The 13,852-nt window shown below is 29.2% G+C and carries 13 protein-coding genes; all 13 read left to right on the forward strand.

Annotated elements, in window-relative coordinates:
- The first annotated feature begins 101 nt into the window (after positions 1 to 101).
- The 13 genes from ACLR9T_RS12505 to ACLR9T_RS12565 all read left to right on the forward strand — a co-directional run bounded on the left by ACLR9T_RS12505 (position 102) and on the right by ACLR9T_RS12565 (position 13,755).
- Positions 102 to 629, forward strand: a complete 528-nt coding sequence (locus tag ACLR9T_RS12505) for an energy-coupled thiamine transporter ThiT (protein WP_413109839.1) — start codon at positions 102 to 104, stop codon at positions 627 to 629.
- A 157-nt stretch (positions 630 to 786) separates the two neighbouring features.
- Positions 787 to 1,320, forward strand: coding sequence for a DUF402 domain-containing protein (locus ACLR9T_RS12510; RefSeq protein ID WP_413109840.1), 534 nt, complete (start codon positions 787 to 789; stop codon positions 1,318 to 1,320).
- 9 nt (positions 1,321 to 1,329) lie between these two features.
- Positions 1,330 to 1,779, forward strand: coding sequence for a tRNA (adenosine(37)-N6)-threonylcarbamoyltransferase complex ATPase subunit type 1 TsaE (gene tsaE, locus ACLR9T_RS12515; RefSeq protein WP_413109841.1), 450 nt, complete (start codon positions 1,330 to 1,332; stop codon positions 1,777 to 1,779).
- Positions 1,776 to 2,378, forward strand: coding sequence for a tRNA (adenosine(37)-N6)-threonylcarbamoyltransferase complex dimerization subunit type 1 TsaB (tsaB, locus tag ACLR9T_RS12520; protein WP_413109842.1), 603 nt, complete (start codon positions 1,776 to 1,778; stop codon positions 2,376 to 2,378). Before tsaE ends, tsaB begins: the two co-directional genes overlap by 4 nt.
- Positions 2,372 to 2,815 carry a ribosomal protein S18-alanine N-acetyltransferase gene (gene rimI, locus ACLR9T_RS12525; RefSeq protein WP_413109843.1) on the forward strand — a complete coding sequence of 148 codons (444 nt, stop codon included), beginning with the start codon at positions 2,372 to 2,374 and terminating at the stop codon, positions 2,813 to 2,815. Before tsaB ends, rimI begins: the two co-directional genes overlap by 7 nt.
- Before the next feature lie 2 nt (positions 2,816 to 2,817).
- Complete coding sequence (gene tsaD, locus ACLR9T_RS12530; protein ID WP_413109844.1) at positions 2,818 to 3,852, forward strand: tRNA (adenosine(37)-N6)-threonylcarbamoyltransferase complex transferase subunit TsaD; 1,035 nt, start codon at positions 2,818 to 2,820, stop codon at positions 3,850 to 3,852.
- Positions 3,845 to 4,474, forward strand: coding sequence for a redox-sensing transcriptional repressor Rex (locus ACLR9T_RS12535; protein WP_413109845.1), 630 nt, complete (start codon positions 3,845 to 3,847; stop codon positions 4,472 to 4,474). Before tsaD ends, ACLR9T_RS12535 begins: the two co-directional genes overlap by 8 nt.
- A gap of 55 nt (positions 4,475 to 4,529) precedes the next feature.
- Positions 4,530 to 5,915, forward strand: a complete 1,386-nt coding sequence (asnS, locus tag ACLR9T_RS12540) for an asparagine--tRNA ligase (protein WP_413109846.1) — start codon at positions 4,530 to 4,532, stop codon at positions 5,913 to 5,915.
- Between the two features lie 64 nt (positions 5,916 to 5,979).
- The gene (locus ACLR9T_RS12545; protein ID WP_413109847.1) at positions 5,980 to 7,443 is read left to right on the forward strand and encodes a metallophosphoesterase family protein; all 1,464 of its coding nucleotides are present in this window, start codon (positions 5,980 to 5,982) and stop codon (positions 7,441 to 7,443) included.
- Between the two features lie 9 nt (positions 7,444 to 7,452).
- Complete coding sequence (locus tag ACLR9T_RS12550) at positions 7,453 to 8,838, forward strand: D-2-hydroxyacid dehydrogenase (protein ID WP_413109848.1); 1,386 nt, start codon at positions 7,453 to 7,455, stop codon at positions 8,836 to 8,838.
- A 442-nt stretch (positions 8,839 to 9,280) separates the two neighbouring features.
- Positions 9,281 to 12,481, forward strand: coding sequence for a SpaA isopeptide-forming pilin-related protein (locus ACLR9T_RS12555; RefSeq protein WP_413109849.1), 3,201 nt, complete (start codon positions 9,281 to 9,283; stop codon positions 12,479 to 12,481).
- A gap of 378 nt (positions 12,482 to 12,859) precedes the next feature.
- Positions 12,860 to 13,387: a hypothetical protein gene (locus ACLR9T_RS12560; protein WP_413109850.1), complete on the forward strand. Its 528-nt coding sequence runs from the start codon at positions 12,860 to 12,862 to the stop codon at positions 13,385 to 13,387.
- Positions 13,388 to 13,587: 200 nt separating this feature from the next.
- On the forward strand, positions 13,588 to 13,755 hold the full coding sequence (locus ACLR9T_RS12565; protein WP_278627519.1) for a hypothetical protein: 168 nt from the start codon (positions 13,588 to 13,590) through the stop codon (positions 13,753 to 13,755).
- The last annotated feature ends 97 nt before the right edge of the window (positions 13,756 to 13,852 follow it).

Genomic DNA, 13,852 nt, shown 5'->3' on the forward strand with positions numbered 1-13,852 from the left:
AGCGTAGAGAGAGCACTGTTAAAATGTTTTGCTTTTTTACGCTTGTAAAAAAGCATTTTTTAATTTTGTTTGGCTCTTTTATAAGAAAGGGGAAACAAAGAATGAAAAACAAAAAATTTGAAATTAGTACCAAAACAATGACTTATATGGCTATCTTTGCTGCTTTGCAGATCGTCTTAGAGTATTTGACACAATTTACACCAACAATGCCAAATGGTGGAAATATTTCGTTTTCATTAGTAGCGTTAATGTTGTGTAGCTATTTAATGGGAGCATGTTATGGATTGATAGTTTCATTAATATGTGTGGGATTACATTTTGTTTTAGGGTTGGCAACTTTTTATGGTCCATTATCATTGATGTTTGATTATTTGGTGCCGCTTGCAATTGTTGGATTAATTGGTTTTATTCCATTTTTAAGAATTGGCAAGTTTGAATTTCCAATAGGAATAATTATTGTAATGGTATTGAAAACAATATGTCATTTAATTTCTGGGTGGTATGCTTTTGCTACTCCTTTAGAAGCAAATCTAACATACAATGTGCCATATAATCTAGCAACCTTAGTGACATGTTTTGTCTTGTTTATGATTTTATATCCACGATTAAATAAAATGATTAGAGTATAGTGTTTTATTGACAGGAACTTTGTACCTGTCAATTTTTATTTATAATAAAATGGATATTGTAAAAAAAGTTTAGAGAAATTTAAGAATTAAAGTTTCAGCTTTAAAAACAACTATATTTTGTGTATAATAGTACTGTTATAAAGAGAGGTAGTAAAAGATGTCAAATTCCCTGGTAGGAAAAAAAGTATTAATTCATTGTTATAAGCACGATGGCAGTATTCATCGGTGTTGGTCCAAGGGATTCATCTTAGATGAAAATGATGATCATTTTATTGCAATAAATAATCGTACCTTAGTTACAGAAGCTGATGGAAGAATGTGGCATACAAGGGAACCAGCAATCTGTTATTTTCCTAAGAAAAAATGGTATAATGTTATTTGTATGATTCGTAAAACAGGAGTTTATTATTATTGTAATATTGCTTCACCAACACTGTATGATGGCGAAGCTTTAAAATATATTGATTATGATTTGGATTTAAAAGTGTTTCCAGATGGAAATTACCGAATTTTAGATGAAGAAGAGTATCGTCAGCATGCTAAACAAATGAATTATTCTAAAGAATTAGATAAAATATTAAAAAAACAGTTAGATATATTAATTGATTTAGCTTCAAAAAGAGCAGGACCATTTGATGAAGCTTTTACGAAACACTGGTATCATATTTATGAAGATCTAACTCAAGGGTAGGAGGTAATGATGGAAAAAGTAATTAGAATTAATAATCTAGAAGAAACAATTGAATTAGGAAATAGATTAGGTAGATTATTGAAGCCAAATATGTTGATTACTTTAAGTGGTGATTTAGGAGCAGGTAAAACTACTTTTACTAAAGGAATTGGTCAAGGATTAGAAATTAAAAAGATTATTAATAGTCCTACTTTTACCATCTTAAAACAATATTCTGGTAGACTTAGATTATCACATTTTGATGCTTATCGTTTAGAAGGGCAAGATGATGATTTAGGATTTGAAGAAATTTTTGATAGTGATGATGTATGTGTAGTAGAGTGGGCAAATTATATTGAAGAAATTTTGCCAGCTCAACGTTTAGAAATCATAATAAAGAAAATTGACGAAAATGCACGCGAGTTTACATTTAAGGCAATTGGTCATAGATATGAACAATTAATGGAGGATTTTAAATGAAGGCAATAGTAATGGATACATCAAATATATATTTAGTAATTGCTTTGTATGAAAATGATAAATGCATTGATAAGTATCAAGAGAATGGAAATAAAAGACAATCTGAATATGCTTTGACATATTTAAATGAGATGTTGATAAAAAATAATATTGATATTTTAGATGTTGATCAAATGATCATTACTATTGGACCGGGATCGTATACAGGTCAAAGAGTAGCTCTGACAATTGCTAAGACATTAGCTACAATAAGTAAAATAAAAATAAAAGCAGTATCGTCTTTACATGGTTATGTGGGTAAAAATAAAGCAATTAGTGTTATTGATGCAAGAAGTAATAAGATATTTGTTGGTGTATATGATAATAATCATAGTGTTATTAAAGACCAAATGATGTTAATTAATGATTTTGAGATTTTTAAACAACAATATAGTGATTATCCTGTAGTTGGTGATAATGAGATAGTAGGTTATGATAAGATTGAGATTGATTTAAGTGAAAATATCTATCAAGCGGCAAAAAGTGTTGATTTTGTTGAGGATATTGATAACCTAGTACCTCAATATTTAAAAGATGTTGAGGCAAAAAAATTATGTTGATAAGACGGATGGATTGGTCTGATATCGATATGATAGTAGCATTGGAGCATGAATTATTTAGTTCTCCATGGGATAGAGATGCATTTGAATATGAATTAGGGAAAAATGCTTTTTCATCTATCCTGGTTTTAGAAGAAAATGGAGAAATATTAGGGTATATAGGAATGTGGCTGTTAGGTGATCAGACCCAAATTACAACTTTAGGTGTAAAGAAGAAGTTTCAAGGTAATGGTTATGCTAAAATATTAATGGATAAATGTATAGAGGTTACAAAAAATTTAGGTTATAGAAATATAAATTTAGAAGTTCGAGTATCAAATCAAAAAGCTATTAATTTATATGAAAAATGTGGTTTTAAGATTATTACGATACGAAAGAATTATTATCAAAATAATCATGAAGATGCATATCTAATGATTAAAAAAATGGAGGTATAGTGATGTCATTGATTTTAGCGATTGAATCAAGTTGTGACGAAATGGCAATGGCGGTTTTAAAAGATAAACGGGATTTTTTATCGAGTGTGGTAGCTTCACAAATTGATGTTCATGCTTTATATGGCGGAGTTGTTCCAGAAATTGCTAGCAGAAAACATGTAGAGTGTGTAAGCTTGGTATTAAAAGAAACTTTAAAACAAGCTAAGATTTCGATTGATGAAATAGATGCTGTAGCTGTTACTAAGGGACCGGGATTAGTAGGATCTTTACATATTGGTTTACAGGCTGCTAAGACAATTGCAATGGCTTACCATAAACCATTGATTGGAGTTCATCATATTGCAGGTCATATATATGCTAATAATTATGCTCAAGATATGATTTATCCAAGTCTGTGTTTAGTGGTAAGTGGTGGTCATAGTGAATTGGTTTTATTAAAGGCTCCTTTTGAATTTGAAGTTATAGGAACTACTTTGGATGATGCAGTTGGAGAAGCGTATGATAAAGTTGGTCGGGTATTAAATTTACCATATCCTGGGGGACCAGTAATTGATAAAATGGCAAGTACTGGTAATCATACATATGATTTACCGGTTCCTTTAGATGATGATAGTTATAATTTTAGTTTTAGTGGTTTGAAATCAGCAGTAATTAATTTGAATCATAAAGCTAATCAACGTGGTGAAATAATTAATAAAGATGATTTAGCGACATCTTTTCAAGATGTTGTAATTGAAGTTTTAGTTAATAAGACGATTCGTGCTGCCAAAGCTTATGGCGTGAAACAGGTAATGTTAGCAGGTGGGGTCAGTGCTAATCGTGGGTTAAGAAAAGCTATGGAAATAGCAGTTAATAAATTAGATGGAGTGGAGTTGTTACTTCCTCCAATGAGTTGCTGTACTGATAATGCAATGATGATTGCTTTAGCTGCTAAACAGATGTATGATTTAAAAATATTTAATGATTTATCATTGGGAATAAAACCAAATTTAGATCTTGAAAATGAATCTTTTAGTGAGGTTGGTAGAAATGGATAAGAAAATTTCTAATGCGACGATGTCTCGTTATCCAGTATACCTAAAAGCACTAAGAAAGATGCAGCATGAGGGGAAAGAAAATTGTTTATCAAGTGAGTTATCAGAGTTAACTAATATTCAAGATACAACGATTCGCAGAGATTTTACTTATTTATCAAAAACAGATAATTTTGGTCAGCGCGGTAAAGGATATGATGTTAAACATTTGATAGATGGATTAAGTGAGGTACTTGGTTTAGGATTAGATGAATCTATTATTTTAATTGGAATTGGAAATTTAGGTAGTGCTATTTTAAAATATAATCGTTGGCAATATACAGTTGGTAAGATTGTATGTGGATATGATCAGGATAAAAATAAAGAAGGGGAACGTTTTGGGGTTAAATTATATAATATTGATGATTTAGAAAAAACTTTTCCTAAGGGTTGTAAGATTGCAATCTTAGCTATTTCTGAAAATGTTCAGTCAACAGTTGATCGATTAATGGATTTGGGAATAAAAGGAATCGTTGATTTTACCCATACACATTTTACAGTGAAACCTGGTGTAGAAGTTCAGCAAGTCGATGTTGTAGTGGCAATTCAGGAATTAGTAATTAAGATGGATTCAAATCAGCAATAATACTTGAATAGTAGGGGAAATAAAGTATATAATATGTAAAACTAGGAGGATTAATATGTTTGAATTTATAACGGTTAGAGAACTATATGAGATGTTTTTGAGTAACCAAATGATGGATTTAGAAGGTTATGAGTATGTTGAACTTGAGGGATGGGTTCGTACTAATCGTAATAGTGGTAAATTAGGATTTATTGCATTAAACGATGGTACATATTTTAAAAATTTACAAGTTGTCTATACTGAACAGGGAATTGAAAATTATGTAGAAGTTGATAAATTATCGACAGGTAGTTCTATAAGAGTAGTTGGTAAATTAAAATTAACACCTGATGGTAAACAGCCTTTTGAAGTAGAAGCAACTGAAATCGAGGTAGAAGGTAGATGTGATGAAGATTTTCCATTACAAAAGAAGCGTCATTCTTTTGAATATATGAGAGAGATTCCTCACCTAAGACCAAGAGCAAATACTTTTTATGCAATTTTTAGATTAAGAAGTGTTTTATCAATGGCAATTCATGAATTTTTCCAATCACAAGGTTTTGTGTATGTTCATACGCCAATTATTACTGGTAATGATGGCGAAGGTGCTGGAGAAATGTTTAGAGCTACAACAATTGATGGTACTAATTTTGAAGATGATTTCTTTGAAAAAGAAGCTTTTTTAACAGTTACTGGTCAATTGCATGTAGAAGCTTTTGCAATGGCTTTTAGAGATGTATATACATTTGGACCAGCATTTAGAGCAGAAAACTCAAATACTTCTAGACATGCTAGTGAATTTTGGATGATCGAACCAGAAATTGCTTTTGCTGATCTTGAAGATGATATGGACTTAATTGAAGATATGGTAAAATATTGTATTGATTATGTATTAAATAACGCTCCTGCAGAAATGGAATTTTTTGCTTCAATGATTGATAAAGATTGTATTAATCGAATAACTAAAGTAAGAAATAGTGATTTTAAACGAATGACATATACAGAAGCAATTGAAATATTAGAAAAAGCAGATGTTAAATTTAAAAATAAAGTTTCATGGGGAATGGATTTAAATAGTGAACATGAGCGTTATATTTGTGAAGAAGTTGTTAAAGGACCAGTATTCTTAACAGATTATCCAAAAGAAATCAAAGCTTTTTATATGCGTTTAAATGACGATAATAAGACTGTTGCTGCTTGTGATTTATTAGTTCCAGGAATTGGTGAACTAGTTGGTGGTAGTCAGCGTGAAGAAAGATATGATGTTCTAGAAAGAATCATGGATGAAAAACAGATGAGTAAAGAAGGATTACAGTGGTATATGGATCTGCGTCGTTTTGGAGGATGTAAACATGCTGGATTTGGTCTAGGATTTGATCGTTTCTTAATGTATTTAACTGGTATGCAAAATATTCGCGATGTTGAACCTTTCCCAAGAACACCAAGAAACTTGAAGTTCTAACAAAAGCCTATATTTTAATAGGCTTTTTCTCATGATGCGGTATAATATATAAGGAGGCGATAAAATGAATGAGTATGATTTAATCAACTGTTATTTAAATTTGATTTTTGATGATAGCATAACTTATTTTAATCGCATTCTTGATGGATATCGTGGCTTTTGTCAGTTTAGAAAATGGATGCGTAAACGAAATATTAACTTAAATGCAATTGAAAATATTGGCTATGATACATTTATGGCTATTAGTAAGGCAAAAAGAGTGGATCAGATTACTGAAAGAATAGATCCTAAACATCTTCAAGAATTAATTGATTATGTTAATATTGAAAGAGATAAATATCAAATTATAGTATTATCTAGTTTTGATTATAATGAATCAATTAATATTTATTTGACTTCAAAACAAATAATAAAAGATTTTAGTAATGATAAAGTAAGTGTGATTAATTGTCATAGTTTGTTAAAAAAAGATGATTTAACTTTCTATGGTCCTTTTAAGCATTTTATTAGTGCTTTGTATCAAATAGATCGTTGGCCAGGATTATTAATATTTAAAGGTGAAGATTGGTCTTTTGTTCCTGTTTATACAATTAAAGATATTCAAGATGTTATGTTTAAAATCAATCATGATACAATATTTTCAAGCAAATATCTAAGTCCATATGATAGTTATTTTGTTCAATTAAGTGATCTGCATTTAGGAAGTAAAAAGAAAAATGAAGGACGTTTAGCTTTAGAAGAAAGTTTAGATGAGACATGTAAACAATTACGTTCATATTACCAATTGAAATTTTTAATAACTGGTGACTTGATGAACTCACCAAATCGTAAGAATATGTATGAGGCATCCGGCTTTATGAAGTTATTGAAGAATAAATATGGTGGTGATGTTTCATTTATATTAGGTAACCATGATGTTATTGTAAATGGTTTTAATATTTTTAAAAGGCAGAAAAGTAAAGTTATTGCTTTTTTACTGAATGAAAGTATTAAGGTTTTTGAAGAAGAAAAAATTATACTTATTAAGATCGATTCAACTGTTGAAGGTAATCTAGCCCGAGGTAAAGTAGGGCAAAAGCAATTATCTGATATTGATGAAGAACTGGAAAATATTCCTAACCTTCCAGAATATACTCTAGTAGCAATGTTACATCATCATCTTTTTCAAATTACTCGTGATGAGTTTTTAAAGCAAAGATGGCGTGAAAAGGTGTTTGTTGGTAGAATCATGGATAGCTCTAAAGCTCTAGTTGATAGTCAAGAATTAGTATGGTGGCTTAGAAAACATCAAATTCAATATGTTTTACATGGTCATAAGCATTTACCATTTTTCAATAACCATGATGGGATGTATGTTATTGCCGCAGGTTCATCCTGTGGTAGTGGAGCTAAAGAGAGTGATAGTCGTTATTTAAGTTATAATGTTTTAAAATACAATCATCGTTATAAACGATTTAAATATTGTTTTATCATATATGATGACATGACTTTACAAGATCGTCAAAGAATTATAGTAAATATGTTTTAGGAGAAGAAAATGAAGCTAGTAGATGGAATGAAAGATGAAAGATTGGGTAGTGCAATATTATATTGTTTTACCAAGGGTTATGGTTCAGTACCTATGGAATTATATAATATAGTTTTGCCGTTATTATATAATGATACTTTTAGAGAAGAAGTAAGCAAGTTTGATGATTTTTCTTTGTGTGTTAAATCTTGTTTGAAACTGGATAATAAATTTGTTGATAAGATTTTAGCAGAGCTTGATAAGATGGATGAAATAACTAATCGTGCTTTAGGGATTACTTTACTGAATAAGGATTTAAGTTTTGAAATTAATGATAGTATTATGAGTGGAAATTGTAATCCGTCAAAGATCCTAGATTTAAATGAGGCAATCATATTAGGGGAAATGTTAGCAGGTAAGAGTTTAAGTGAGGTAATTGCAATTCTTCAAGAAGATTTTAAAATTGTTTTTCTAGATAGTGAAACTTTAGGTAATGATATAGATTTAACAAAGTTAAATAAATTAGGTGCAGTAACAATTTATCATCAAACAGAGAAAGATGAGATTAAAAGTCGGATTAAAGATGCTAATGTTGTAATAACTAATAAACACTATTTAGGTGAAAAGGAATTAAAAGATGCTTTACAATTAAAATTGATTTGTGTAACTGCTACTGGAGTAAATAATATTGATTTAGAATATTGTAAAAGTGCTAATATTACTGTGTGTAATGTTAAAGGGTATTCAACAAACGCCGTAGCTCAGCATACTTTTGCTTTACTTTTGGATCTGTATAACAAAAATCATTATTATCACGATTATATTGATTCGGGAAACTATTCTACAAGTTCAATGTTTACACATTTAGGACACACTTTTCATGAGCTGGCAAATAAAACATGGGGTATTGTTGGTATGGGAGATATTGGACGTAAAGTAGCTGCAATTGCAACAGCTTTTGATTGTAAAGTACAATATTATTCAACTAGTGGAAAAAATAACCAGCAGGCTTATCAACAAGTTGATTTTGATACTTTATTAAAAACAAGTGATATTATTTCTATTCATGCACCATTGAATAAACAAACAGAAAATCTTTTTAATAAAGATACTTTAGCTAAAATGAAATCTACAGCTTATTTAATTAATGTAGGTAGAGGTAAGATCGTAAATGAAAATGATTTAGCTGAATCTTTAAAAAATCATCAAATTGCTGGTGCTGGTTTAGATGTTTTTGAACATGAACCATTTAACAATAATAATCCACTTTTATCAATTAATGATGCAACTAGATTGATAATGACACCACATATAGCTTGGGCTCCGATTGAAACGCGTAATCGGGTTATTGATGAAGTTTGTTTAAATATCGAAGGATTTAAAACTAATAAGTTAAGAAATGTATGTTCTTTGTAAGATAGCGTAATGCTATCTTTTTTTGTACAAAATTAACGGATTTAGCGCAAAACAGGATTTGCTTTAAAAGTTATGATGTTTTTGTGATAAATATAAAAATTTTAATAATTAAAAAATTTATACAGTAAAATTATTAAAAATAAAATTTATTTGATTTAATCAATGTTTTAAGAGCTTTAGAATAATATTATAAATCATTTTTTGTGTTTTGAATGATACTTAAAAAAATATAAATATATTGATATTTAGGACCTTTTTGAGAGTTTGACTTGAAATAGCTCAATGCTATAATGAGGTTGTGTGAGCGATTAATAATCGGACACATATTGCATAACCAGTAACAATTAATAAAATTTAAAAGAAAGGGGATTAATAAATTATTTGCGAAAATATGATAAGCAAGGGGTTATATGATTCGCATTTATTTGGGAAAGGAAAAGATATGAAAAAATTTAAAAGTTTAAAAAAATTATTAGTTTTTGGTCTTGCTGTAGCAACCATATTTTCTATGACAGGAATAACAAGTTCTGCAGCTAATATGGTAACATTAGGAAATGTTAAAATTGATTTAGATAAAGGCTGGGATCAAGATGTGTCTGGAGCTAATAATGATTATTTAGTAGATTTAACTACTAAAGATCTTTTATTTACAGCTGATGAAGACATTAATTTACAAATTGGTCAAAATACAGGTAAAGTATATGGATTTACAGAGGAGAATAATGGAAAAATTAGTATAAATCCAATTAGGGAAAATTATGATAGTAAAATTGTAGTACAAAAAGGATGCAATTTTAATGCATATTGGAATACACAAAAAACCATTTCGTTGGATGAATATGTGTTTATAAACAGTATTCCAAAAAGTTTAAATATTCCTGTACCACTTTATTTAGAAAAGGGTGAAGCAAACCCTGATGGTTGGAATTATGCTGTTTCTCAACCTTCTGGTTATACAAATACTATTATAACTCTTAATAATTTAGATAAAAATTTTGATCTTAAAGAAGCTAGCAATAATACATTTGAGTCAAAAGCATTAAGATATCAAATGAATATTAACAGTAAAGATACTGAAGGAGAATCATTAGTGTCAAATAATCCTATTACTTGGAAATTTAGCGCACCTATGTCTGTTAAATATACTGTAGATATTGCACCAATTACTGCTGGTGGTACACCAAAATTATCTGACAATAATCTTACGTCTGTTGAATATAATGATATTCATAAAACTAATGAAATTCATTTTAGAGATGGTGATATAAATAAAGATATTAAAAATGGTTATGCTAAGCCTGCTGGAGTTACTGGAAGCGGTATGGCAACATATGGTTCTACTTTTGGCACTAAAGATAATGCTAAAACTGAAGATGGATATGGAGTAGCTTATTACAAAGTAACAGTTCATGATCCTTTAACTGGAATAGCTGGTGAAGAACAGATTACAAAAAATGTTCCAACTACACTTAATGGTCAAACAGAAATTCGTGTTGCTTATGGAAAAAAAGTAGAATTTACTAAAGTAGATGATAATGGAAATCCTATTATTGGTGTTGATGAAAATGGTGATGGAATTGATGCAAAAGCAGCAGAATTTACTGTTTATGCAGATAAAGATAAAAATGAAACAGTTGGATCAGTATCATCTAATCCAAAAACTGGTAAAGTAGTAACTCAAATGTTGGCATTGCCTGAATTTGGAGAACCTGCTAAAACATATTATGTTGAAGAAACAAAGGCACCTGAAGGATATGAAAAAAGTAAGGATCTTTGTGAAATTACAATTAATAGTAATGGTGTTGTAACATATGGTAATGGGTTTGAAAATGGAGGTATAAAAAATCCTGAAATTAAAGAGCCAGTAATTACTAAATCAAGCAATCCTGTTTCTGGTGAATATGTTAAAAATGGTCAAACGATAAATTATACTTTAACTGTAAAGAATGATTCAAATAAAGATAGAAATGTTATTGTTGAAGATAAATTACCTGATGGAATTAAATATGATTCTAATAAACCATATGTAATATTAGATGAAAAAAATGATGTTATCTATTCTGGAAAAAATTGGTCAGGTGAATGGAAAGGTCAAATTGAGGCTAATTCTGAATTAAGAATCGTTATTCCAACAATAGTGATGAGAAATTTTGATGCGAATGATACAAATAAAAATATATTTGTAAATCAAGCATCTTTACAAACAGAAAGTCTAACTACACCTAATGAATATGGAGAAAAACAATTTACTGATAAGGTTGTTCATTATCTAACACCAAAAGTAAGTTATACAATGGAAAAAGCAAGGGTTACAGAACCTAAAGAAGGTCTAAAAGGATTTATTGCTGGAGCTGGTGAAGTAATTGATTATAAAGTATCTCTTAAAAATACTGGTGATCTTAAATTAGATATAGATCTAAATGATGTATTTACAGATAGTGATTATTTCACATTTGTGGGTGATAGTGAAAAGAAGGTAACTCTTGAAGTTGGTGAAACTAAGGAGGCTATATTTAAAGCAACTGTTAATCCTAATACACCTGAAGAAATTAAAACAGGATATTTAAATACTGTTACTTCAAAGGGTAAAGCTGAGTATGTTGATCCTAAAACTTATTATGAAAGTTTAGATTCAGAAAATCCTGAAATAAAAATCATTACAATTAACAAAGAGACACAAAAAGATTTGAAAAAAACAAGTCCTGCTTATACTCCAGTAATTGTAGTTGGTGATCCAACGATTGTTAAAACTAGCGATATTGAATCACAAAGCTTTATCAGTAAAGATGATAAGATTACTTATACTCTTACAGTAACAAATCCATATAATATTTCAAGAGATATCTTAGTGACTGATTTTTTACCTAAACAAGTAGAAGCTGGTAATGATTACTTAATTAATGGTAAATCGCAAGGTAAAGCTTGGAATGGAAGTTATGAAGGAAAAATTGAAGCTAATGGTGAGTTAGTATTTGAAATTCCTGTTACTGTTATTGATTCTTTCAACAATAAAGATCATGAAAGTAATACGATTTTAAATAAAGCAAACTTAAAAGTAAAAGATTTATTAACTGAAAAATATGGTAATGAAATTCCTACAGAAGAAATTATTCATTATTTAGAACCTGCAATTGGTTATACAATGACTAAAGAACGAATTACTGATCCTGATAAAGGTTTAGATGGTTTCTATGCAGGAACTGGTCAAGTTATTGATTATAAAGTAACTTTAGTAAATACTGGTGATATTACTTTAGATATTGACTTAGAAGATGTTTTTGTAAATGCTGAATATTTTGAATTTGTTGATACAAATAAAGCGAGTGTTACGATTGAACCAGGTGAAACTAGAGAAGTTATCTTTAAGGCAACAATTAAAGCTGGTACGCCTGCAAACGCTAGTTATGAAAATATTGTAACTTCAATTGCTCAAGGTTGGTATTTAAATGCTAGAACTGGTGAAAGAGTAATCGTTAACCAAGATAATTGGCCTGATGCTGTTACTACAGCAAAAGTTGAAGATGATGCAATTACTCCAGTAATCGTACCTGAAGTTAAACCTGTAAAACCAGGAGTTGAAACTGGTGATAATTCATCAATTGCTCTATTCGGTTCACGTGCAGTAATTTCTGGATTAGCTTGAGTGCTCAAAAGAAAAAAAGAAGATTAATATAAAATTATAACTAATATTTAACCCATCCAATCTGGATGGGTTTTATGTAATTATACATATTTTATAGGTATCTTAAAATAAGAAATAGTTAAGGAAAACATTGTATTATTCATGATAAAGTGTCATAATTATTAAAGATTTATAGGTAAAATACTTTAGGTTACTCAATTATTTATATGTTAATTAATAATTATAGATTATAAATATTTAAGGTCGTTTGAAATATAATATAGAAATATTTATAACAGATATTATGCATGATTAAAGATGGTAAATTTCTCTTCTTGCATATAAATAAGGCTAGAGAGAAGCAGACTAATAAGTAACTGTATGAAAAGAGGTACTTATATGAATATAGAAGTCATAAAAAATCCATGGGATGTATATAACTGGATTGATAAAAATATTCAATATGGATGGATTGATATAAATGGACAAATACATAGTATTAAAGAAATGAAGGGTTTTAGGAAATTATATCGAACAATGTCAATTGATGAAATCTTAAAATATAAGATTGGAACATGTATCGAACAAGCCGCACTTATACATTATTTGTTAGATTTAATTAAAATTGAAAATAAAATGTTTTGTTGTAGAATATTTGAACCAGATGATTATGGAAATCTTGAAGAAGAAGAGCATATGCATTGTTTTGTTTTATTTAATTATGATGGAAAAACATATCAGTTAGAACATGCTAATTTTGAAAAGAAGGGCATTTTTGAATATCCTTTTGAAGAAGCAGCAATAAAAAATATTGTGCAATATTATATCGAATTGCGTGGCGGAAAACAAAGTCCCACTACTCAATTTTATGAAGTACCTAGTGGTCTCTCTTTTAAAGAATTTAATGCATTTATTAATCATCAATAGATGAATCGTTAACTTGATTGAAGCTTAATATAAAAAATATAGTATATATATTAAATAGTTACGACAGTATAGAATGTTAATGTTGCATAAAAAGATAAAAATGATTTTAAAACCGTTTTTTAGGTTTTAAAACAGGGTAAATAAAAGAAAAAATAAAAAAACTCCTTTATAATATAGATATAATAAAGGAGGAACTAAAAATGAAATATGCAGTTGTAAATGGTAAACTTACACATGTTAATAAGGTTCCTAAAGGAACTATAGCTAGAGAGTTTGGATATACAAATTATCCTGTAATTGCTTGTAAAGGAAAATATCGTTCATATTGGAAGTATGTAAGTATAAATAAAGCTAATTTAGTGTGCTAAATATAAATACCTTCAAATAGGATTCTATTTGAAGGTATTTTGTTGTGAAACAAAAACCACGTGCTATGCGCGTGGTAACAATAAAGCTTTAGCGTCT

Source organism: Thomasclavelia sp., from assembly GCF_047249845.1.
In the GTDB taxonomy this organism is placed as follows: Bacteria; Bacillota_I; Bacilli_A; order Erysipelotrichales; family Coprobacillaceae; genus Thomasclavelia.